The 23,545-nt window shown below is 41.2% G+C and carries 16 protein-coding genes; 10 read left to right on the top strand and 6 right to left on the bottom strand.

What is annotated here, in order from left to right:
• The first annotated feature begins 341 nt into the window (after window positions 1-341).
• Window positions 342-593 carry an antitoxin family protein gene (locus tag QZT26_RS09615; protein WP_099324314.1) on the top strand — a complete coding sequence of 84 codons (252 nt, stop codon included), beginning with the start codon at window positions 342-344 and terminating at the stop codon, window positions 591-593.
• 439 nt (window positions 594-1,032) lie between these two features.
• Here the strand turns inward: QZT26_RS09615 and QZT26_RS09610 are convergent, their stop codons facing one another.
• The 4 genes from QZT26_RS09610 to QZT26_RS09595 form a co-directional block, all read right to left on the bottom strand.
• Window positions 1,033-3,177: a flagellin gene (locus QZT26_RS09610; RefSeq protein ID WP_295101846.1), complete on the bottom strand. Its 2,145-nt coding sequence runs from the start codon at window positions 3,175-3,177 to the stop codon at window positions 1,033-1,035.
• 599 nt (window positions 3,178-3,776) lie between these two features.
• On the bottom strand, window positions 3,777-4,103 hold the full coding sequence (locus QZT26_RS09605; protein ID WP_295101844.1) for a lipid-A-disaccharide synthase N-terminal domain-containing protein: 327 nt from the start codon (window positions 4,101-4,103) through the stop codon (window positions 3,777-3,779).
• Entirely contained in the window at window positions 4,100-4,804 is a 705-nt protein-coding gene (locus QZT26_RS09600) for a glycosyltransferase family 2 protein (protein ID WP_295101842.1), read from the bottom strand. The genes QZT26_RS09605 and QZT26_RS09600 overlap by 4 nt, the downstream gene beginning before the upstream one ends.
• On the bottom strand, window positions 4,801-6,552 hold the full coding sequence (locus tag QZT26_RS09595; protein ID WP_295101840.1) for a glycosyltransferase family 39 protein: 1,752 nt from the start codon (window positions 6,550-6,552) through the stop codon (window positions 4,801-4,803). Before QZT26_RS09595 ends, QZT26_RS09600 begins: the two co-directional genes overlap by 4 nt.
• An 812-nt stretch (window positions 6,553-7,364) precedes the next feature.
• Here QZT26_RS09595 and QZT26_RS09590 point away from each other — a divergent pair.
• Window positions 7,365-8,540 (top strand): FprA family A-type flavoprotein, encoded by a 1,176-nt coding sequence (locus tag QZT26_RS09590; protein ID WP_295101838.1) that lies wholly within the window; start codon window positions 7,365-7,367, stop codon window positions 8,538-8,540.
• A gap of 185 nt (window positions 8,541-8,725) precedes the next feature.
• A complete protein-coding gene (locus tag QZT26_RS09585) occupies window positions 8,726-10,495 on the top strand; it encodes a menaquinone biosynthesis decarboxylase (RefSeq protein ID WP_295101836.1) in 1,770 nt (589 codons plus the stop codon).
• Between the two features lie 12 nt (window positions 10,496-10,507).
• Here QZT26_RS09585 and QZT26_RS09580 read toward each other — a convergent pair whose 3' ends face one another.
• Both QZT26_RS09580 and QZT26_RS09575 read right to left on the bottom strand, forming a co-directional pair.
• Window positions 10,508-11,239: a polyprenol monophosphomannose synthase gene (locus tag QZT26_RS09580; protein WP_295101835.1), complete on the bottom strand. Its 732-nt coding sequence runs from the start codon at window positions 11,237-11,239 to the stop codon at window positions 10,508-10,510.
• Between the two features lie 76 nt (window positions 11,240-11,315).
• Window positions 11,316-12,506: an ArgE/DapE family deacylase gene (locus tag QZT26_RS09575; RefSeq protein WP_295101834.1), complete on the bottom strand. Its 1,191-nt coding sequence runs from the start codon at window positions 12,504-12,506 to the stop codon at window positions 11,316-11,318.
• 370 nt (window positions 12,507-12,876) lie between these two features.
• On the opposite strand from QZT26_RS09575, the gene ftsH reads away from it, so the two are divergent.
• The 7 genes from ftsH (at window position 12,877) to QZT26_RS09540 (ending at window position 23,368) form a co-directional block, all read left to right on the top strand.
• A complete protein-coding gene (gene ftsH / locus QZT26_RS09570; protein WP_099324305.1) occupies window positions 12,877-14,754 on the top strand; it encodes an ATP-dependent zinc metalloprotease FtsH in 1,878 nt (625 codons plus the stop codon).
• Between the two features lie 135 nt (window positions 14,755-14,889).
• Window positions 14,890-15,387 carry a CBS domain-containing protein gene (locus tag QZT26_RS09565; RefSeq protein ID WP_230405760.1) on the top strand — a complete coding sequence of 166 codons (498 nt, stop codon included), beginning with the start codon at window positions 14,890-14,892 and terminating at the stop codon, window positions 15,385-15,387.
• A gap of 474 nt (window positions 15,388-15,861) precedes the next feature.
• Window positions 15,862-16,077 carry a hypothetical protein gene (locus QZT26_RS09560; RefSeq protein ID WP_099324304.1) on the top strand — a complete coding sequence of 72 codons (216 nt, stop codon included), beginning with the start codon at window positions 15,862-15,864 and terminating at the stop codon, window positions 16,075-16,077.
• Entirely contained in the window at window positions 16,070-17,116 is a 1,047-nt protein-coding gene (locus QZT26_RS09555; protein ID WP_295101833.1) for a DUF3326 domain-containing protein, read from the top strand. The genes QZT26_RS09560 and QZT26_RS09555 overlap by 8 nt, the downstream gene beginning before the upstream one ends.
• Before the next feature lie 341 nt (window positions 17,117-17,457).
• Entirely contained in the window at window positions 17,458-19,788 is a 2,331-nt protein-coding gene (locus QZT26_RS09550) for a hypothetical protein (protein WP_099324302.1), read from the top strand.
• Between the two features lie 221 nt (window positions 19,789-20,009).
• The gene (gene acs, locus QZT26_RS09545) at window positions 20,010-22,130 is read left to right on the top strand and encodes an acetate--CoA ligase alpha subunit (RefSeq protein ID WP_295101832.1); all 2,121 of its coding nucleotides are present in this window, start codon (window positions 20,010-20,012) and stop codon (window positions 22,128-22,130) included.
• Between the two features lie 167 nt (window positions 22,131-22,297).
• The gene (locus tag QZT26_RS09540) at window positions 22,298-23,368 is read left to right on the top strand and encodes a DRTGG domain-containing protein (protein ID WP_295101831.1); all 1,071 of its coding nucleotides are present in this window, start codon (window positions 22,298-22,300) and stop codon (window positions 23,366-23,368) included.
• Window positions 23,369-23,545 lie beyond the last annotated feature (177 nt).

Below are 23,545 nucleotides of genomic sequence, written 5' to 3'. Positions count from 1 at the left end.
GTAAGAAACGCCATATCGCGGGAGAGGCAAATTAAGGGTGGCTCAAGGGCCAAAAAAATAGAATTAATTAATGAAATGAATGCAGGATGGAAGGATCTCTATGACGGTTTATGAGATTACTTCGGAAAAGACCCTCGCAATGACAGCTGACGCCCTCGCAATGACAAGCATGTGGTTTTGGTATGATGGATAGAGCATCGGATTTCTAATCCGCTTCCACTTGTAATGACAAAATAAGTTATCAGTCATCATGTTTCATTTGCAACACCCAAAAACGATGAAAATGGTTTAATAGCCATATTATATTGCGGTACCAGATTTATTATAAGGGGTAATAAAAAATGTCTAAAACCATCAATGCCATATTTGAAGATGGCGTATTTAAACCCTTAGAACCTGTTTCACTCAATGAGCATGAGCGGGTTAAACTTGATATTAATCTGGATGAACGTTTGTGTAATCAACTGAAAACACTAACTGAAACTATTTATAAAAGAACGGATAAACATTCATCGGAAGAAATAGAAATTGCTATTACAGAAGCTCATAGAGAAGTTGGGAAAATAAATGACTCAAAAAATAGTCCTCATTGATACCAATGTATGGGTTTCTGCTTTTATTAACAGAAAAGGCTATCCTGCCAAAATTATGGAAAAATTCCTCTGCCTGGAATTTGACATAGTCATATCAACACCCTCTCCTCAAAGAATTGTAAGACGTTCTCAGACGTTCCAGGATAAAAAATCTCTCCAAAATAACCGATGACGAAATCGATATGTTTATTGAAATACTGGCAGGCACGGGTCACAAGGTATATTTGACAGATGATACAAATCTCTGCAGGGACAAAAAAGGACAATATGGTTCCGGGGACTGCCATAACGAATAAAAGGCAGAATCGATTATCTTGTCACTCGCGGCGATGATGTCAAAATAGATTTAGACTTAATAGACGAGATGAAAAAACATGGAATCATAATACTAACGGTCTATAAAGTTCTTAAAATAATTTCTCAATAGCATATTACAGTATTATTTAAACAAATTCATTATCGTTTGCGGTGAAATATTGGCCTGAGCAAGCATAGCGCTGGAGGTCTGCTGTAGAATCTGTAGCTTTGTTGCATTTAATTGTTCTTCCGCCATATCAGCGTCCTCAATCCTGCTTCTTGCTGCCTCGGTGTTTGTTTTGGATGTAGTTAAACTCTCTTCCTGGTAGGTAAGTCTATTTACTATTGAACCAATATAGCTTAAAGATGATGATATATCTGCAATTGCATTATCTGTATTAATCATTAAATTTTGAGCAAATGACGATGACGATGCACTTGGATCAATATATGTGCCTTCTGGTATCCTTATTGATGTGAGAAATCCGTCGGGACTTCCAGACTCCGAAATCACAAGAGGTGTGGCCACTTTTCTGTGTTTTATAATAAACTTATCCTCGGTACTGTCATAAGTAATGTATGCGTTGGCATCGGAATCATTATTAATTGCATCCATAAATCCCTGAACAGTACTGTAATCCGATAAAGTGAAAATCTTGCTGTTGATTGTTACAGTTCCCGTTGGAGTAGGCACAAAACCGGCATCGGCAAAACTGTTAGCTATGTTTAATTCAGGTCTAATTTTTCCTGTGCTCGTAGTACTACTGCCATAGGTACCAGAGACTATTTTTGATTCTGTTAAAAAGCCATTTGTACCGCTTTCCGATATAGTTAGACTTGCACCGGATGTTTTTGCAATGGTAAGCATATCGGCGTTGGAGTCATAGGATATATTGGCATTTGTGTTTGCGCCAACTTCAGACGTACTGATTTTTTTGTGACTGGAAGTTCCTGTTGTTATGTTGGATTCTGTGAATAAGGCAAATGTACCTGTTTCTGATATTGTAAGATCCGTGCCTGCTGTGTTTGGATAAATGGAAAATTTATCAGTGCCTCCATCATAATTAATGGTCACATCAGCATTCGTGTTTGCAGCGCTTATAAATGCATCGACAGAGGCATAAGTAGATAAATCGTTTGATGTCCATCCATTGATTGTAACTGTACCGTCTGGAGTATTTGTAAATCCGGCAGCATTAAAAGTTTTTGTAGTATCCAATCCTCCACCCGAGGTAATGGCGGCGCTGCTTTCTTTTTTAACTGCATAGGTACCTGTGGCGATACTTGATTGCGCAAAGAATCCAGAAATTCCATCAGATTGCGATATAACTAAATCTGTGCCTGCTGTATTTGGATAAATTGTAAACTTGTCAGTGCCACTACTGTAAGAAATGGTAGCGCTTGCGTTAGTGCTGACAGCGCTTATAAATGCATTGACAGAAGCATAGGTAGATAAATCATTTGATGTCCATCCATTGATTGTAACAGTCCCGACAGGGGTATTATTGAAACCGGCATAAGCAAATCCCTTGGATAAGAGAATTCCATCATTATTAATATCATCCATTAAATCCTGAACAGTAGGATAATCAGACAACGTGAAGACTTTACCGTTAATAGTAACACTGCCATCGGGAGTATTTGCAAATCCGGCATTCGCGAACGTCTGGGAAACATCAATGCGTGATACCGGAGACGTGCTTTCTGTTCTTGGTGTTAAATTCATCTGAAGCGATGTATAGCCAGCATTATTGGCTGTAAACTCTACATTTGAATCATTAAACAAATCGAATTTCAATACATCAGATGTTGTGCTTCCAGCGCCTATCTGAAAATTAAATATTGCACTACTATCACCGCTTGTCTTAATCCCATTTAATAGATCTTTCCCATTCCATACCGCCTGATTAACCTCTAAATCAATCTGTGAACCAAGTGCTGCAAGTTCAGCATTAATAGCATTTCGTTCTGCTGTACCAAGAGAATCATCCGCCCCTTGAATTGCCTTTGTCTTTATTTGTGTAAGAATGTTAACAATATTATTTAAATGCCCCTCAGTAACGGATATTAGATTTTTAGCAGTTCCTATATTATTTACAGCCTGCCCAAGACCTTTGGAGCGGGTGTTGAACTTTTTGGCAATGGAAAACCCTGCTGCGTCATCGGCAGCGTTATTGATCCTTTTACCTGTAGAGAGTCGTAGTTGTGCAATAGATAACTTATTTCCAATATCGCTTAATGACTTTAAGGCATTCAAAGCGCCAATATTTGTATTAATTCTTGTCATTTAAACTTTATCTTTAAATTATTCAGTAATCATCCTGCTAAAAATTTCCATCATTATTCGGATCAATATTCATGCCAAATACGCCACAAAATATTCTTTATATTTCAAAGGAGTGTTAACCTTATATATATTATGAGGTTATAACTGGAATGATAATTGAAATGGCGGGGCATGGCAGGGGATTTATTGGTCTTTAAGTAAAAGAAATTTTCCTGTTGTGGGGAAATGTTTTCCCTGATTTTCTAAAGTGATCAAATCGTAAAAGTTTGTAACTCTTTGTAACGCTTTAGTTTTTTGAAAAATCCGGGTGGACATAAAAAACAATGTGGCCCCGTTAGGGGTATGCTGTTTGTGGTACAATAAAATTCGATATCAAAAATGAAGATATAATATTTGGTGTGTTACGCTGAATAGATACTATTTATAGTCAAACAAAATTTATGCCGCTCATTTTTTGGCAAAATATTTAAGTGACACTTCTTCAGTCGGCAAATTGCAAATTGCCGACTGAGGACTGAGGATTGAGGATTGAGGATTGGGGACTGATGCATCTCTACATTTGTAAATGTTACCTGCATTTTGGTTGTGGCTTTGCTGCGTTAAGGATTTGCCGGATGTTTCTCACGCTGGTCTCCAGCCGCTATTTTCACTATTTTTCTCTTTTTGTAAATCAGCATGATGTTGCGTATGTAAATAATAAGCCCGGTGGATTGTCCCAGAATAAATACGGGGTCATGACGGTAGATAGCGTACATGAGCAACATAGCGCTTCCACCCATACTCAGATACCAGAATATTTCGGGAATAATACTCTCACCACGCTTTTCAGAAATAATCCACTGGACAAAGAACCTCGATCCAAAAAGAAGCTGGCCGGTAAAACCCATGACTACCCAAGTGTTTATGTGCGTTGCAAGGATCGTCATTCTTCCACCTCATAATGAAGCGTCCGCTTTTTCATCCATCGTATAACTAACAGGTCAATAAATGCCCGAAAGGCCCTGTTTGATATCCCATATTTCGATTTCCCGAATTTCCTTGGGTAGTGTTTTACCACTACTTCTATGACGGTGAATCCTTCCATCTTAAACAGGGTAGGCAGAAACCGATGCATGCCGTTAAACAATTTGATGCGATTCAGACATTCCTTCCTGTATGCTTTAAGGGAACATCCTGTATCTTTAATATCTTCCCATGAAAGTTTGTTTCTGATGAAATTTGCCACCGTTGAGGAAATGCGCTTTATCCATGGATCATTTCTCTTTTGCCGCCACCCGCATACCATATCATATGTGTTTAACTTTTCAAGCAATGCAGGAATGTCCGCCGGATCATTTTGCAGGTCGGCATCCATTGAAACGACATATTCTCCCGCAGCAGATTTAAAGCCGGCATCCATGGCCGCCGTTTGTCCCGCATTTTTCCGGAAATGAATGGTACGGAAGTTTGTATATCCCGTACACCATTCTTTTAGTTTTTTTGCACTACCGTCAGTGCTGCCATCGTTCACAAAGATCACCTCGTAGTTTTGTCCCTGCATGGCAAGGAGGATGGCATGTCCAAGAGGTTCAATATTATCCGCCTCGTTGTATAATGGAATAACAATGGAGATATCAGGTTTTTTCATCTATGATTCCCTTCTTCTTCGATGTCTTGCCATGCCGGGTGTGCTGCCGGGTTTGTCTGGCGCTCTCTTCTGAAAATAAGCGTTACCTTACGCTTTTTTGTACAAATATCCATGGTGTGTAACGTAGTATCCGCCAAATTGTTTTTTATGTCAAGAAAAGTATTTTTTTCAATAATGCAGACCGGCTGCAGGTGTTCTGACGTGTTTAAAAAGGTCTTTAACTCATCAGTATTTTTGATTAGGGAGATATTGGCGTTCAAACTTAGGTTTATAATAGTCCATAACGATTCACCTAATTTATACCCGCGTATATCACAGCCATTCAGGTCTCCCAGTTCTTTTTTTATTACATCGGTCAGTTTTGTACCAAAAGTTACTTCCTTCGAATGAACCGTAAGGCAATGAATGTATATTCCCCATCCTATTATTGCTGCAAACATACACATCGTAAAACTTGCATTGGCGAATCCGGTTTTTCGGCGGAGGGAGAGAAATACCCCTGTTAAGACAAGGAGTGTGATTAGGGATGTGAATATTCCAATCCAGGAATACGTAAAGAGATAGACAGGTACAGCAACAAGGAGAATTACTCCTGCTCCGGCCATTACAAAAATAATCCAACGCACCGATACCTGTAGCCACAAAAAGTTCATAACCGGCCTTTTCAATGTATTAGCAATGAGGCTTGCTATTATGATCGATAACGCGGGGTAGAGGGGGAGCATATATCTTGTATGCTTTGCCTTCGCTGTGCAGAGAAATACAAAAATGAGTATCGTCCAGCAGAAAGAAAAGGTAATGAAATCGTCTCCTTCCCGCCATTTTTTATAGGCAAAGATCACGGCAAAAGGAATAAATAATGACCATGGCAGGAAATCCGTCCAAAGAGTAACTAAATAATAATAAAATGGTTCTCCGTGGTTTATAGGGCTATTTACCCGGGTTAAGAATTCCCTTTTTATTGTGGCGATAAATGGTTCAAATCCTACTTTTAGTATAAATGCAAAATATAATCCGGTCATTGTCAGAAGGAGAATTATACCCCATCGCCATTTCATTCCTTTCATAGCCCGTAAATTTCTTTGAAGGGCGAGGAATACCGCAATAGTACCGAAGATAAAAATAATAGCCAGCGGACCTTTTGTTAAGATTGCAAGGAAGGTAAAAAAATGTAAGCCAATATAAAAAACCGGCTTTTGTTTGTATCCAAGATAGAAAGAATATAGGGCAAGCATGATAAAAGTAGTGAAGAGCATGTCGGGTAAGGAAGTTCGTCCATACCAGAAATATCTCTGGGTAGTGGCAAGGATTATACCAGCGATGAAAGCAGTGCGTTTGCTGGAAAATTTTCCGATAAAACAGAATGTTGCAAGAATGCTTGCAATGCCTGCAATAGCACTGGGCAAGCGGGCAGTAAGGGGAGTAACGTGGTGTCCGATAGAAGAAAAAAGAGCAATCAGCCACATGAACATGTGTGGCTTATTCATATAAATTTCGTCATGCTTGTAAAGTATAAGCCAGTTTCCACTTTGTAGCATCTCCAGTGCGATTTCCGCAAACCTACGGGTGTCCCTGACCTCAAAACTTCTACCGCCTAGTTCAAAGAAGAAAAGGAAAATAGTTATACCGGTAAGTATGCTAAACAGGTAGTGTTTTTTAATGAAGGCTCGCAACTGGATTATTCCCATGGGCGGTAGAGCAGAGATGCTGAAAGGGTTCTTTTTTTCTTCATAAATTGCCGGTCTCATCGGCGTTGCTTATCTTTCCCATTTCATAAGAAAGGGATATGTGGTTAACATTGTTTTCGTTGAACAGGGAGGGCTACGTCTCAGTTTATTTGGTACAAAATATCACATTATTTGAATCTGGAATTTTTTGTTTGTTGTAAACATTACCCCGCCTTTAAAAGGGGGCATTTAATGTGAGAATTTCAAATTCATCTATTGTGGGTCTTAGCACAGGGCATGTCAAGATAAATTATACGGCGTCCTACCGGCGCCGAAATTCCGGCAGACGGCGCTCCTGCCTTGCATGGCCAGGAACCCCCGGCTTTTAAGTAACTGTTTAAAATAGATAGCAATAGGAATGCCATGTGCTTTTAGAAATGCAAGAGGAAGATTATATATGCTTTATGTGTTTAATGATGTGTTGTTACAACTTAAAAAACCTTTTGCGCATATATCGCAAGGCTGGGTCCCTGGATACAAAACCGCGTAATATTTACATAGATATTGGTAATTTTTACAAAAATACCGGAGTGTCTGCCCCGGCTTTCGTAATTCGCCCCTACTTTTTAAAAACTAAATTACCGCTAAATTTCTAAACCCGGATTTGTTTGACTATCACGATCAATTTGTAATGTTAACAAGTTAGAACTATGATTTGAGAATTTTGTATGCCAATATTTATGACAATTATTCATTGACTAATGCTATACTATATCGTACTCCGCATACATTTCAAACCGGCGGAATTGTTACTATGATTGCAACACACATACCCGACTGGAGCCGGGATTTACATTATTCGTTATACCTTTAACCGTTTAGGAGGAATTCGCATGAAACCGATACCACTAAAAGAAGGAATTTATTGGGTTGGAGAAGTTGACTGGGATTTAAGAAATTTCCATGGTTATTCAACCAACCGGGGGTCTACATACAATTCCTATTTGGTAATTGATGAAAAAATAACATTAATTGATGGCGTCAGGCCGTATCTCTTCGACAAAATGATGCAGCGCCTTTCCTCTCTTATTGATCCCGCAAGTATTCAGTATGTTATTGCAAACCACGTCGAAATGGACCATTCCGGCAGTTTACCGCTTATTATGGATATTGCAAAAAATGCCACTATTGTAACCTCCCTTAACGGACAGAAAGGGCTGCTGGCGCATTATAAGAGGAACGACTGGAATATGAAGGTGGTGCAAACGGATGAGGAAGTCAATATTGGCAAAAGGACCTTCAGGTTTTTTCTGACCCCAATGGTTCATTGGCCGGATAACATGGCAAGTTATCTGGTTGAGGATAAAATCCTTTTCTCGAATGACGCCTTTGGACAGCATATCGCTTCTCATGAAAGATTTGATGATGAACTTTACCTTGGAGCCGTTATTGAAGAGGCGAAAAAATACTATGCGAATATCGTCCTGCCCTATTCCATGCTAGTGAAAAAAACCATTGAAAAACTTTCTCATATCCCGATTGACATGATTGCTCCAGGTCATGGAATTGTATGGCGCTCACATATAAAAAATATTATAGATGAGTACAATAAATGGGCGGCCAACCAGACAAAGAATAAATGCCTTATTATTTATGATACCATGTGGAAATCCACGGAAAAAATTGCACATGCTTTACAAAACGCCTTCAATCACGGCGGTATTAGTACAAAGATGATTAATCTCCGTTATAATCACCTGTCGGATGTTGTTACGGACGTATTAGACGCAAGATTTATTTGTGTGGGATCTCCTACATTAAACAGTAATTTGCTTCCTACCGTGTCGGCATTTCTCACTTATTTAAAAGGGCTTTCGCCGAAAGACAGGATTGGCCTGGCATTTGGTTCTTATGGATGGGGAGGGCAGTCTGTTAGCCACGTGGAAGACGCACTTAAGGAGTGTGGTTTTGATTTGCTGGAAAGCATAAAAATCCAATACATTCCCGACGAAACGCAACTTCAGGAAATCTATGAAAAAACAAAACAGGAAATTGCAAAGAGAGGATAAATCAGGCCGGGTTTTAAAAGACAAATGCCCCAACGACTTTTTACCCATCCCCGCATGGTAAACCCAGACAGGGTTCCGAACCCTGTCTGGGTTGTGCATCGAATTTTACCATTAAATATTTCGCCAGAAAGCACGCGCTGACGAATGGAAGTGTGCAAAATAAATTACGGATAAGGTACTAATACATGAAAATATATTCGTTACAGGACTTTCTTAAATACTTAGAAAAAAACGGTGAACTGATACGGATCAAAACTGAGGTAGATGCAAAACTTGAAGCCGCCGAAATCTCTATTCGTGCCCTGCAGCAAGGGCTTCCCGCCTTACTCTTTGAAAACATAAAAGATTCCCGGTTTCCCCTTGCAATGAACGTACTTGCAAGCGATAAACGGATAGAACTGGCATTGGGAAAACATCCCGATCAACTGGGTGAAGAACTCATCACATTCATGGAAGACGCAATGCCGCCTAAACCGAAAGTGTTTTTTAAGCATCCTGGAATTACAAAACGTCTCATCAGCACCCTTCCCAAAACAACGTTTTGGACAACATCGCAGGAGGTAATTCAGGGAACGGACCTCAATGGACTTCCCGTAATCACCTGTTGGCCGGAGGATGGAGGCCCGTTTATCACGCTACCACAGGTTTTCACCTACGACCCCCGCAACGGAAAACGGAATGTCGGTATGTATCGCATGCAGGTTTTCGATGGGAAAACAACGGGCATGCACTGGCAGATACAAAAAGGCGGTGGCTTTCATTATTTCCAATCCCAAAAATCAGGGAAACCATTTGAAATCGCCGTAGCATTGGGAACTGACCCCGCCCTCCTGCTGGCAACGGTTGCAGCCCTGCCGGAGGGAATTGACGAGGTAATGTTCAGCGGTTTTTTACGCGGAAGAAGAACACGAATGGCAAAGGGAAAGACTATTTCAATACCTGTTCCCGCTGATGCCGAGTTTATTCTGGAAGGTACTGTCCATCTCACTGAATTGAGGATGGAAGGCCCCTTTGGTGACCATTTCGGGCATTATTCAAACGCTTCTGAATTTCCTGTTTTTCATATTAGCGCCATTACACACCGCAAAAACCCTGTTTATCCCGCAACCGTTGTCGGCAGGCCGCCAATGGAAGATAAATATCTGGGGAACGCAACGCAGCAAGTGCTTGGTCCCCTCATTCGCCTCATCCATCCTGAAATCAAAAACCTCTGGGCATATTACGAAGCGGGATTTCATAATCTGCTGGTAGTGTCCGTTGAAGAACGCTACAGGAAAGAGGCAATGAAAACAGCGCTCTCTATAATGGGCGAGGGACAACTCTCTCTGACGAAGTGTGTTGTAACTGTATCAGAAGAAGTTAACCCGCGTGATTTTCATGCAGTCCTCAGGGCAATCCACGAACATTTTGACCCTGCGTATGATTTTATCATGATTCCAAAGGTTCCGCTGGATACCCTTGATTTCACCAGTTACAAAATGAACCTTGGCAGTAAAATGATTATCGATGCGACAAGGGATGACACTGCAAAAAAACAGGTAGACCGAAAAACATCCCAAAATTTCGAAACGCTGCTAAAAGATATTGACAACAGGATAATCCATTGGAATCTACTGGGAGAGGCACTTCTCGTAGTTTCCGTAAAGGAGAATGGAGGAGAGGTGGTGCGTAATCTCACAAAATCGACGGGAATTACAGGCCCTGCTATTATCGCTGCGGTAAGCCCTGACGTCGATGTCTACAATCTTGAACAAACTATCTGGGGCATATTTACCCGATTCGACGCCGAAAGGGATATCGTATTCACGGAAGAAAAACTGGTGGGCATAAGCCCCGTTTTCAGGGGGAAAATGGGCATTGACGCTACATGGAAGACAGGCTACCCCTCACCGCTTGTCATGCCGGATGAGGTTGTTGACCGGGTAAATAAAAATTGGGATGCTTACTGGAAATAATCGATTACGTCTCTATATTTCCAGGCTTTTCCCCGAAGTCTTAAACAACAACCCTTTTTTGTGCAGTCGTTTGAATTTCAAAACCATAAGCAATGTTTTCAATAGTACTTTATAATTCAGTTTTGTTTCACCGTGGATTCGGTCTTCAAATTCTATAGGTATTTCCCTGATGGAAAACCCTTTCACATGAGCTTTGTAGAATACTTCAGATACAATGGAAGGGCCTGTCGAAATCATGGAATCCAACTGAATATCCTCCAAGACCTTTCTCCTGAAACATCGATAACCGGAAGAAACATCGTTTATTTTTAGTCCCAGTAAAATCCTGACATAGACTCCGGCGAGGAATGTTACCAGCCTGCGAACAATCCCTCTGTTTACATCCCTGCCTCCGCTCACAAACCTTGACCCGATTACCAGGTCAGCGTTCTGTATGGCATTAAGCATATCAGGAATATATCTCGGATGGTGTGAAAAATCAGCGTCCATTTCCACTACACACTCTGCCCCGTGATCCAGTGCATATTGAAAGCCGGCAACGCCCGCTGAACCTCTCCCCCTATTTGTTGTTCTCAGGAGCAATTCAACCTCCGGATGCATCGTTATATATTTTTTCACTTCGCCGGCGGTGCCGTCGGGAGAGTTATCGTCAACCACTACAACATGCAAATCAGGAATATTCAGATGTAATATTTCCTGAATTAATTTACCGATGTTTTCTCTTTCGTTATAAGTTGGTATCATTACGTATGTTTTCATGGTCGTATTATAAGAATATTATTGTAACTATTCAGTTGCCTGAACGGGCAGTGATTGTGCTTTACGTCAACATATCCCATGAAATAAGTGCCATAATCTTTGCGAAGTCTATTAATTCCTGAATACTTATCGACTCATTTGCGGCATGGGCCTCGTCATGGTCACCAGGCCCGAACCCCACGGCAGTAATACCCTTTTGTATAAGCTGCTTCGTCACCGTAGAACCTGATTGCCCCATAGGCTTCGGTTTTGTTCCTAAGATTGCCTCCGTATGTTTTGTAATTATTTCTACAAGCGGGTTATCGACAGGAATGTTTGTAGAGGGCTGGTCAGACGTGATTTTTAATTCAAATCTTGCGGAATGCTGATCTTCGACCTCCTTCATAATGCTTCTTATGTCATTGATAATATCAGTCGGCGAATCTCCCGGCAAATAGCGCAGGTCTATTTGCGCCTTGCAGATGGCAGGAACCGTATTTGCGACCGTTCCGCCATGTATCGATCCCAGATTCATTGTTGGAGGGGAATGCAATGGGTGAAAGGCATGTCTGAATTTGTAATGCCTGATTTGGTTTAAGAAGGCGATCATATTCCATACCGCATTTATACCCCTTTCCGGAGTGGAACCGTGCGCCTGCTTGCCAAATGAAGTTATTTCCAGAAACAATGCCCCCTTCTCCGTCACGTCAATCATTTGCATATTATTCGCCACGTCTGGGATAATGGCATAATCGGCATGTATGCCGCATTCATCAAGCAAATACTCCATGCCTAATGCGGAACCCCTTTCTTCGTCGGCAACACCTGCCAGCAAAAACAGGCCTTTTAGCCCGGATTCATTTTCCTTGAGATACTTTGCCACTGCCATCATAGAAGCCATTTGGCCTTTATTGTCAGAAGAACCCCTGCCAAAAATCCTCCCGTTTTTAACATGTGCGCAAAAGGGGTCGCTCTGCCAGCCATCGCCTGCAGGCACAACGTCCAAATGGCATGCTGCCAGCAATGAAGGGCGCTCCCTCGATCTTTCTCTTTCGCCAATATATCCAATAATATTTGTCCTGCTCTTCGTTTTTTCAAATATTTCGTAAGGAATCTTCAGCCGCTTGAAATATTTCTCCACTACCGAAACGGCCAAAATTTCATTGCCCGGAGGATTTTCGGTTTTTGTATTTATTAGTTTACACGCAAAATTTATAATTTCATTTGCTTCATTTTGCATGTATTTTTCAATGTCTTTTACCATATTAGTCATTTAAAGTACTCCCTGTATAACAAAAGCCGTTCAAATTCATCTCTTGTCAAAACGAGACGGCAAGATACCACCAGGTAAAAAAAACACTTATTCCTGAATCAGTTTGGTATCTTGAAAAAGGAGAAATAATTACAGATTATATGCAAAAAACATATTAAAATTCAATGTAATTGCTGGTAAACTATAGTGAGATTATTTTGCGAAATATATAAAGACACCAGGTTCATTGTTAGATATTTATTATTCATTACACGGTTAAATTAATCCGTAATTTTAACTTAGCGCTTATGTGTAAAATACCCTCGTTGGGTGAATAATTGCGAAAATTAAATGGTTGACAATATCACATATTCAGATAACATATAGTCTTATGAAAAAAGACCAGAAAACGAAATCTTTTACGCCGTCTCCGCAATGGAAAGTACTCATCATCTTCGCACTGTTTTTTATCGCCATATATATGCTTCAGCGATATTCCATTTCCACCTCAGTGCCTGTTCGTCATACCATTGCTTATAGTCAATTCCTGGAACAACTGGACGCGGGCAATATCTCTTCCGTTACCATAAAAAAATTACACATTGCAGGTCAATTCTATAACGAAGCGCTTATTCCGCTGCACAAAGACCAGGAACCAACTTCCGTAAAAGACTTTAAAACGCAACTGCCCACTTTCCAGGGAGAGGGATTGATAGAAAAACTCAGGAGCAGGCGTGTGGAAATACGCGTCGAATCTTCCGAAGAAGGCTCATTTTTCTGGCAGTTTCTTATTGGCATTCTTCCGTGGGTAATCATCATAGGCGTTTGGATGCTTGTAATGAGAGGTGCAAGGCAGGTGGGAGGCGGAGCGGGGGGACTCTTTACTTTTGGGCAGAGTAAGGCGACTCTTTTTGATGTAAAAAAGCCAAAGGTCACATACTGTGAAGTGGCCGGCATGGATAATGTGAAAAAGGAATTGACAGAGGTGATAGAATTCCTTAAAGATCCTGGCAAATTTGAAAAGATCGGGGCAAAAGTGCCAAAGGGCGTACTGCTTATAGGCCCGCCTGGAACGGGGAAAACACTCCTCGCCAGGGCAACTGCAGGAGAGGCAGGTGTGCCATTTTACAGCATCAGCGCATCGGAATTTATCGAGATGTTTGTAGGTGTGGGGGCAGCACGCGTCAGGGATATGTTTAAAAAGGCAAAAGACGCGCATCCGAGCATTATCTTTATTGACGAAATCGATGCCGTGGGGAGAACCCGCGGAGCAGGGTTTGGGGGTGGACACGACGAACGGGAACAGACATTAAACCAGCTTTTGTCAGAAATGGACGGCTTTGACCCTCACACGGAAGTAATTGTAATGGCCGCTACAAACCGGCCAGACGTGCTTGATCCGGCGCTTCTCAGACCAGGCAGATTTGACAGGCAGTTGGTAATTGATAAGCCTGGATGGAAGGAACGTAGAAAAATCCTTGAAGTTCACGTCAGAAACAAGAAACTTGCCGATAAGGTTGATCTTGAGAAGATCGCCAGAGGAACCCCGGGTATGACGGGTGCAGACCTCGAAAATCTTGCAAATGAAGCCGCCCTTATCGCTGTGCGTAAAAAGAAAAAAACCATCAACAACGAAGACTTCGATGACGCGAGAGACAAGATACTTATGGGCACTGTCAGGGAAGAAATAATCAACGATTTGGAAAAGCGTATTACCGCGTATCATGAGGCAGGGCACACGCTTGTATCAATCAAGCTGCCCGGAACAGATCCCATACATAAAGTAAGCATCGTCCCAAGAGGATTGGCAATGGGGGTAACGCAAATACTACCGGAAGAAGACCGTCACTATTATCCGAAACAATACCTGGTGAACAAACTCACCGTTGCCCTTGCCGGACGATGTGCGGAAAAGTTGATTTTTAACGACGTAAGCACCGGTGCACAAAACGATCTCAAAGAGGCTACCGCACTTGCTGAGAAAATGGTTGCGCAATGGGGCATGAGCGACAAAATAGGCCCCCTTAGCCTTGGGAGGGGAGAAGATCATCCATTTTTAGGAAGGGAGCTCGCATTTCAAAAACGTTACAGCGAGGATATGGCATGGCTTATGGATCAGGAAATACAAAAGATAATACTGGAAGCAGAGGCAAGGGCATCAGAAATTCTAAAAAACAACCAATCCTCTCTTGAAAAACTGGCAGAAGCACTCATTAAAGAAGAAACCCTTGAAAAAGAAGATGTGGAAAAAATACTTAATAATGCATAGCATAGCTACGCACTGCATGGAAAATCCCGACTAATTTTATGGTAATTTAAGACATACATTTTCTTTTACTTACAGTGCAGATAAAAAATATTATTTTTATAAAATCTTATTAAATTTCGAAAGGAGACAACTATTATGGTTACAGACGTTATTATGGCAAAGGATGTTATGAGGAAAACAATCACTGCGGCTAAAAAAGAAACACTTGGAAGATCTTTGGCCGAAAAATTATTGACCGGCAATTTTAGCGGAATGCCTGTCGTAAATAATAATAATGAGGTTGTTGGAATAATAACTGAATTTGATCTTATAAAAGCAATGGATCAGGGAAAAAGTCTGGAACAGGTAACGGCAGAGGATATCATGACCAAAAAGCCTATTTGTGTAGAAGAAGATACTACAATTGAAAAGGTGATTCATATAATGGCAAAGGAAGCGATTATTCGTATTCCCGTTGTCAAAGATATGGTCCCTGTGGGAGTAATCTCGAGGGGAGACGTTTTAAGATGTGTTTATGGCGTACTACGTCCTGAATTTGTCAGGATTAGCACCGAACATGGCAAAATGGAAGTTTTCACAGAATTCAAACAAACTCAATATAAAAGCGAAGACATTATCCATTCAGAGTCGTAGTGAATTTCACCGGTAATTTTCATTTCAATCAAAACGATGTTTTTTACATTGAAATTCCTAAATAGGCATCGTCAGAACCAGACAAGCATGAGATAAAAAATATGAAATACGAAACACGAAATCCGAAACAAATCCTAATGACAAAATGATTTGAAATTCTAAACAAATCCCAAAAAAACAAAAATTGAAATGACCAAAACCATGATAGTTGAGTGGTTTTGAACGTTTGTATTTTGAGTTTCGGTATTGTTTCGAATTTCGATATTTCAATTTAGATGCTTTGGTATATCGACAAAAAATTGTCGATATTTAGGCGCTAAGTGCCTAATGAAGATACGTCAAATGCTTCGCCCCTATGTTTTCAAAAAACGACAGAGTACTTCTATCTCCTGAAAAACAACCCCTTTACTCTTTTTGCCATAGACTACAGACTACTTTTGTTTTTACAAGGCTTTATTGAAGGATAATATACGTATGGTAGTTTCAAAGAGAATAAAAATCCCCAGGAACGGCGTTGACTGCACGCAACTGCTTGAATACCTTCAGGAGCATTTCAATAATACACTAACAGGTGAAGTACTGAGATTTGCCATTGTAGAGGTAATCGGGGAAGACCTGATCGTTGACGCCGCAATTATGGTGAATGATACCGTGACGAAAAGAAAAACCGGCGGGGGTATACATGGCTAACCAGTTTGTTGTGGCGCACATTATCCCTACAGGCGTGGGGGCGGATATTGGCGGATACGTTGGAGATGCCACGCCCGCAACCAACATGATTGCGTCGATTGCCGATAAGGTGATTTCTCATCCGAACGTCGTCAACGGAGTTGTGCTTAACCTTGCGGGAAGAAACGTTCTCTACGTTGAAGGATATTCCCTGGATAGATTTTTCAAGGGTGAAGCGGAACTGAAGGAAGTGGAAAAGAATAAGATCGGGGTTGTGTTAGACAAGGGAATAGAAACAGAGGGATATGATCTGGCGGTAAATACAATTAACGCTTTGAGGACTGTCGGGGGAGTGGAAATAGTCTGCGTGCTTAAAACAAAAAAGGAGACGATGACGCAGGCGGTAAAAACAAAAAGTAATTCTTTCGTGGGAGAAATTGAACACGAACAGACGCTTATTGAGGCTTGCAGGGAAGCAATAAAGCAGGGCGTTCAGGCGCTGGCGATTTCGCTCAATATTAAAATTGATATGAAGGATTTAAAGGCATACTTTGATGGAAAAGGGGCAAATCCCTATGGAGGAGCAGAAGCCGTGGTTTCTCATCTGGTCTCTGCCACGTTTGGGTTGCCCGCAGCGCACGCCCCGTTATTGAGCAAATATGAAATTTACCGGGAAACGCATAGCGGAACGGTTGATCCAAGGGCGGCAGCAGAAGCAATAGGCCCTGCATATCTTGGAAGCGTTTTGCGCGGACTGGACAGGGCGCCCAGACTCGTTACACAGGGTGGGGATGTGAGAGTTAATGATGTCGATGCAATTATTCTTCCCTATACCTGCATGGGCGGTATTCCTGCCCTTGCCGCACAAAAATGGGGGATACCTATAATTGCGGTAAAGGAAAACACGACGGTGATGAAAGCCACTCCGGATATTTTACGAATGAAGAATGTGATCGTTGCAGAAAATTACTGGGAAACAGGCGGTCTCCTTGCTGCAATGAAGGAGGGCATTGACCCCCTGGAGTTAAGAAGACCCGTGAAAAAACTGACTATCGCCTAAGCTGGCATAGCCAGAATCAAATAAGCGAGAAATAAAAAATACGAAATACGAAATACGAAATACGAAACAAATCCGAATAATAAAGCATAAAATTTAAAACAAATCCAAAACATACAACAATTATGAAGCACGAAATGCAAGATACAAAAGAGGCATTTGATTAGAATTTCAAATCATTTTGTCATTAGAATTTGTTTCGTATTTCTGGTTTCGTATTTCGGATTTCACCAGTAAATATTTTGCCAAAAAGTGCAAAGAAATTACTGCGAAGGTAGTAACTGTGGACTGTAGAAAAACTTATTGCGCACCACATACGTCTCTATGAATAACACATCGCTTTCATGAAAAAAATAGTATTTATTATATTTGTTTGCTTTTCGTTAATCATTGCAGGCGCCGGCATTGCCGGATATATTTTCATTAGCAAACTAACTTCGGACGAGGCTATAAAAGGCAGGATATTAGACGCCTTTCAAAATCTTGGCGATATACATATTGAAAGGGCGCACTTTAATTTTGCAGAAGGTATTCTCCTCGAAGATATCTTCCTCTCCGGCAAATCCGGAATAATGCAGAACAAGTTTTTTAAATGCCAGAAGGTAGTAATCGAATATGATCTGAAACGTTTGCTTAAGAAAGAATTCAATGTTGTTAAAATTATTGCTATCAACCCGGAATTAACTGTAGAAAAACCCGCCGGCATTTGGGAACTTTTGGATGGTATAAAAGAAGGTTTTGAAAATGCGAATCTGCCCCTTTTTTCTGATGTATTACACAATGGAATTGAAGCCCGCGGTTTAAAAGTTCACATCAAGGAAAACCCTGAATTACGCAACCCGGAAATTAAACTCTCGGGAATCAATATTTCGTTTATGCCGTTTGCCGGTTCCTTCGAAAATATCACTGCCAGAGGAACCATCGCCGATGAACATATGGGGAATTATTCTTTCTCTATGAAAATGTGCCCGGACATACCAGCCCTGAGCATTACATTAGACGCGCATAATATGACCCTGAACGAAGAATTTCTCTGCCTGTTCCCTTTTTATGGAAAACATATATGGGATGAGTATCAACCGGAGGGAAAGGTCAATTTCTCCTGCATTGCCAGCTTTAACAATAAAAATAACCAGGAGAAAATTGACTATGACGTTACGATTCACCTCAACGCGCTGAATGCAATATATAAAGATTTGTCTCTCCCCGCTTCTAATGTGAACGGTGTCCTGAAGATGAGCAACAATACACTATACATCAGTAATATCACAGCATACATCAAAAACGGTGACTATACGTCACAGGTTGATCTGAAAGGAACCGTCAATCTTTCCGGTAAAGAAAAAATAATTGTGGCAAATGTTCCCAACCTTTTCATAAATAAACATTTTCTTGAAAATATCCCTCGTTTTGGTAAAGAAGTGTGGTCGAAACTCCAACCTACCGGCTTTGCAGACATAACATTTCAATACAGTGAAGGAGAGGATACAAATGGCAACATTTTTTTAGTGGCCGATTGCAAGGATGTTGCTGTCAATTCTCCGGAAATGCCATTTCCCCTGTCGTATATAAATGGCCCCATTAAATTCTGCAATAATATTATTCTATTAAAAAATACCAGTGGTTTTCTTAAATACGACAACCAGCACATCTTTATGGAAATAAATGGCATATATAACATAGAAACTGAAAGGAAAATGTTGAATGTTAACATCCCTAACGTAGTTGTTACAGAAAATTTTTTGAATATATTAAGCGAAAAAACCGCCATTAAGCAAAAGTTATGGGATATCCTTAACCCTCGTGGTAAAGCAAACCTTACGGTTGTTTTCCAGGGATTTAAGGAAGCAGAAAGAAACGATTATACGGTGGAAGTTAACTTAAAAGACTTTGAAATCAGAAACGATACGTATAAATTTGCCTTATGGGGAATTGACGGGAGGTTGGATATCAACAAAGAACAACTTTACAGCAAGCACATCAACGCTAATTGCTGGGGCGGGAACGTAGATGGCTCCATTTCCATTAAAACAAACACTGAGCCTTACAAATATGAAGGCGAATTGACATTTTCAAGAATCGTATTGGAAGAATTCGTAAAAAAATTTAATCTTGAAGGAAAACAGCTTTCAGGTATTCTCGACGGAAGGGTTAAGTACCATGGGTACGGCAGCGACCTGAAGGATTTTTATGCTGAAGGACAAATTAACATCACCAATGGATATCTTTCAGACATTCCTATAATTCTTAACATTTTCAAATTTTTCAATTTAAGACTACCCCAAAAGGAAACCTTTGATACCGCAAAACTCAATTTTTCCGTCAAAGACAATGTTGTTAATATTATCGAGGGCATTATTTCCAGCGATACGGTAGATCTTGTGGGAAAAGGCGACATTGGTCTTAATGGAACACTTGGCGTAACTGTTGTCACAGGTTTTGAGAAGGGCTTCTTTTCTCAACTCCCCTTAATTGGAAATTTATTCGATTTTGTTGTAGGCGGCGTACGAAAACAATTGACTGTTGTGGAGATTAAAGGCACTATCTCTGATCCTGAAATCCACCCGGTTCCATTTAAACCATTTCGGAAATCCATTAAAAACATGTTTGAAGTAATGCCCAATACAGAGAATAGTGCAAATAACACAACAATAAAAAACAGAACTTCTCAATAAGTTGGGGGAAACTACCCCTTGCTTACCTTATTAATGGGGAATACTGTACAGTCGGCAGTCGGCAATCTACAGTCCACAATCTGCAATCTGCAATTTGCAATTTGCCGGCTGTAGACTGTAGAAATTATTATAAAAACCTCAACTTATTTTCACTCTCGTTCCCAAGCCAGCGCTTGAAAACGAGCGTTTTAAATGCTGCATTATTCTATGGGACTATGACTATGACCACACTGAAACATTTTTTTTCTCCTAAAACGGTAGCCGTCATTGGCGCCTCGCGCGAAAAGGGCAAGGTTGGCCACGATATAGTAAAAAATCTGGTACAATACGGGTATCAGGGAACAATATACCCGGTAAACCCAAAGGCGGAAGATATTGTTGGTCTAAGAACATATGCAAACCTTAAAGATATCAGGGACACCATAGATATGGCGATTATCGTCGTACCCGCCCGATATGTGGTAAAGATTGTAGACGAATGCGCTGAAAAGAAAATCGATTCAATTGTAGTTATCAGCGCCGGTTTTAAAGAAAGCGGCATTGAAGGCGCTATCAGAGAAAAAGAACTTTGCCAGAAAATAACACGCCATGCTATACGGCTGCTGGGGCCGAATTGTCTTGGATTAATAGATACACAATCGTGCCTCAACGCCTCATTTGCCGCCGATATGCCGGAAAGGGGAAATATTGCCTTTTTTTCACAATCCGGCGCTTTGTGTACCGCAATTTTGGATTGGGCTGTAGTTGAATGTGTGGGATTTTCAAAGTTTGTCAGCATGGGAAACAAAGCAGATATTAACGAAGTAGACCTCATTAACGCAATGTATGAAGATGAAAACACGAAGGTGATTCTCGGTTATCTGGAAGGTGTTAAAAACGGCAAAGATTTTATTGCCACCACCGGAAAAATAACGAAAAAGAAACCTTTAATCGTAGTAAAATCTGGCGGTACTGCCGCCGGGTCCAAAGCGGCTTCTTCCCATACCGGCACATTGGCAGGATCGGAAAGGGCGTTTGATGCGGCATTCAAGCAATCGGGAGTGATTCGCGCTAATACGATCGAGCAGCTTTTTGATTATGCCAGAATGTTTAGTTTTCAACAATTGCCAAAAGGCGCGCGGGTAGCCCTGATTACCAATGCGGGAGGACCAGGCATTATTGCGACGGATGCAATAGAGCGGTCCGCATTAAAGATGGCTGAATTTTCCAAAGATACCATAGAAATATTGCGCCATTTCCTGCCGCCAATGGCAAATGTATATAATCCCATAGATGTGCTGGGTGACGCAAAATCAGACCGTTACCGGCTTGTTATAGAAAACGTCATAAAAGATCCGAATGTAGACGCCATTCTTGCAATACTCACTCCTCAGGCAATGACCGAAATAGAAAAAACTGCAGAAGCAATCTGTGAAATTGCAGGTTATGCGGACAAAACCATTGCAACTTCCTTTATGGGCGGCAAAAGAATTGAAAGTGCTCTAAAAATCATGTGTCAGAGGAAAGTGCCTAATTACCCTTTCCCCGAACGTGCAATCTACGCCATCGAGGCAATGTACCAATACACTTTATGGCAAAGCAAACCTGCGCCGGAAACAAAGAATTTTATTGTCAGAAAGGAACGTGTCAGTGCAATTTTTACACAAATGAAACAGAAGGAGGCTGCCTATCTAAGCGAAGAAGACGCCAAACAGGTGATTTCCACCTATGGCTTTACCATTCCTAAAAGCATTATCGCTGCCTCTGAGACGGGCGCAGTAAAGGCGGCAGAAGAAATGGGATATCCGGTGGTGATGAAAATTTCATCCCCCGATATACTTCACAAATCGGACATTGGGGGTGTAATTATTGGGGTCAAAAACGAACAGGAGGTAAGAATCTGCTTTAGTGACATCATGCAAAAAGCAAGACGCCATATGCCGGAAGCCGATCTAAAAGGCATTATGGTACAGCAGATGATTACCGGCGGCAGGGAACTCGTCCTTGGCGTCTCACATGAACCACAGTTTGGCCATTTGATAATGTTTGGGCTTGGCGGCATTTACGTTGAAGCGCTTAAAGATGTAACCTTCAGAATTGCGCCGGTTGGCATAAACGAAGCGAGAGAGATGATACAGGAAATCCGTGCATTTCCGCTTCTTAAAGGCGTGCGCGGTGAAAAATCCGTTGACATCGATGCAATAGTAGAAAATATACTGCGGCTCTCCCAACTGGTGAAGGATTTCCCGGAAATAATCGAAATGGATATTAATCCGCTGGTGGTGTTCCCCAAAGGCGACGGCGCCATTGCAATAGATGTACGTATTGCCGTAAATGCTTCGGCAGCGAAAAGGGGAAATTGAAAAATTGCGATATGGTGGATCAGGGCGTTGGTTTTTACGCCGAATCCACCAATAATATTTACAGTGGATTTTCTATCGCTTAACGCATCCTGCATAAACATATTTGTTTGACTATACAATCATTCTTATTTTTCCAACATTTTTATACTTTCAGGTGAGGAGGGTATATGATACCTCTATTTATTGCATCTTTATCGCCCCTTTCCGGGAAAAATCTCCTTTGCGCCGGCCTGGGTCTCAAGTTGAAAAAAGACGGGTATAACATCGGCTATTTTAAACCTGTCGGATTTTCGCCGGTTTTTGTGGATGATGTGCTTACCGACGAGGATGCCGTTTTCCTCTCCCGGGCGCTTGATGTAAACGAACCGCTACAGTCCATAAGCCCTGTTATATTTACGGAAGATATGTTACAACGCCTGGTGAAAGGCGAAAACCTTAATATTCGCGAAAAAACAATGGAGGCATTTCACATAGCCTCGTCCGGCAAAGACATCATGATTATCAGGGGCATCGGCAGGTTAACCTGCGGCACATGCCTTGGTTTTTCCGAATTGGATTTTATCACCGAAGTAAACGCAAAGATAATATTTGTTGATAAATTCGAATCATACATTGAAATGCTTGACGGCTTCCTCTATGCTTCAAATGTATTGAAAGAGAAACTGCTTGGTGTTATTTTTAACCTGGTTCCGTCCGCCAAACTGGAATATATGAAAAACACCATCCAGCCTTTTTTAACAAAACATGGCGTAGATACTCTGGGAATTATCCGAAGAGACCCCTTGCTGAGAGCGACTTCAATTCGGGACATTGTGACCGCGCTTAATGGAAAAATCCTTTGTTGCGAAGAAAAAGCCGACGAGCTGATCGAACATTTTGTAATAGGGGCAATGAACCTTGAAAGCGCCATACAGCACTTCAAAAAGATATCAGACAAGGCGGTTATAACGGGAGGCGACCGCAGTGATATTCATGCCGCTGCCCTTGAAACTTCCACGAAATGCCTAATCCTTACAGGGGACCTCTATCCTTGCTATTCTATTTTAGGCCGTGCTCATGAAGCAAACATACCTGTAATCGTGGTACGCGCCGACACCGCAACTACCATCGAAACATGCGAAAAACTTGCAGACACCACGCAATTAAACAATATGTCTAAAATACAGCATGCATCGGGAATAATAGAGAAAGAAGTTGATTTTGAAACGATTTACAGAAAATTGGGGCTGACGAAATAACTATTCAGGCATACGTGTAAATAAAGAAACCACAAAGAAACCACAGATTTCCTAGCGCGGCCTTTGGCCGCAACCAAAAAGGTGATTTTTAGTTTATTATAAAGTATAGTAGTATCCTCGTAAATAGTAATCAGACAATTTGGAGGACACTACTTATGAATAAGTTGATGGAATTAT

Source organism: uncultured Candidatus Kuenenia sp. (assembly GCF_900696675.1).
GTDB classification, from domain to species: Bacteria; Planctomycetota; Brocadiia; order Brocadiales; family Brocadiaceae; genus Kuenenia; species Kuenenia stuttgartiensis_A.
Note: the sequence above shows the minus strand (reverse complement) of the source record. Positions and strands in the feature narration are given on the sequence as shown.

Coding starts and splice junctions, on each gene's coding strand:
- ftsH (WP_099324305.1), top strand. CDS start 12,877: ATGAAAAAAGACCAGAAAACGAAATCTTTTACGCCGTCTCCGCAATGG.
- QZT26_RS09580 (WP_295101835.1), bottom strand. CDS start 11,239: ATGATACCAACTTATAACGAAAGAGAAAACATCGGTAAATTAATTCAG.
- QZT26_RS09560 (WP_099324304.1), top strand. CDS start 15,862: ATGGTAGTTTCAAAGAGAATAAAAATCCCCAGGAACGGCGTTGACTGC.
- QZT26_RS09540 (WP_295101831.1), top strand. CDS start 22,298: ATGATACCTCTATTTATTGCATCTTTATCGCCCCTTTCCGGGAAAAAT.
- QZT26_RS09605 (WP_295101844.1), bottom strand. CDS start 4,103: ATGACGATCCTTGCAACGCACATAAACACTTGGGTAGTCATGGGTTTT.
- QZT26_RS09555 (WP_295101833.1), top strand. CDS start 16,070: ATGGCTAACCAGTTTGTTGTGGCGCACATTATCCCTACAGGCGTGGGG.
- QZT26_RS09600 (WP_295101842.1), bottom strand. CDS start 4,804: ATGAAAAAACCTGATATCTCCATTGTTATTCCATTATACAACGAGGCG.
- QZT26_RS09585 (WP_295101836.1), top strand. CDS start 8,726: ATGAAAATATATTCGTTACAGGACTTTCTTAAATACTTAGAAAAAAAC.
- QZT26_RS09615 (WP_099324314.1), top strand. CDS start 342: ATGTCTAAAACCATCAATGCCATATTTGAAGATGGCGTATTTAAACCC.
- QZT26_RS09565 (WP_230405760.1), top strand. CDS start 14,890: ATGGTTACAGACGTTATTATGGCAAAGGATGTTATGAGGAAAACAATC.
- QZT26_RS09550 (WP_099324302.1), top strand. CDS start 17,458: ATGAAAAAAATAGTATTTATTATATTTGTTTGCTTTTCGTTAATCATT.
- QZT26_RS09590 (WP_295101838.1), top strand. CDS start 7,365: ATGAAACCGATACCACTAAAAGAAGGAATTTATTGGGTTGGAGAAGTT.
- QZT26_RS09610 (WP_295101846.1), bottom strand. CDS start 3,177: ATGACAAGAATTAATACAAATATTGGCGCTTTGAATGCCTTAAAGTCA.
- acs (WP_295101832.1), top strand. CDS start 20,010: ATGACCACACTGAAACATTTTTTTTCTCCTAAAACGGTAGCCGTCATT.
- QZT26_RS09575 (WP_295101834.1), bottom strand. CDS start 12,506: ATGACTAATATGGTAAAAGACATTGAAAAATACATGCAAAATGAAGCA.
- QZT26_RS09595 (WP_295101840.1), bottom strand. CDS start 6,552: ATGAGACCGGCAATTTATGAAGAAAAAAAGAACCCTTTCAGCATCTCT.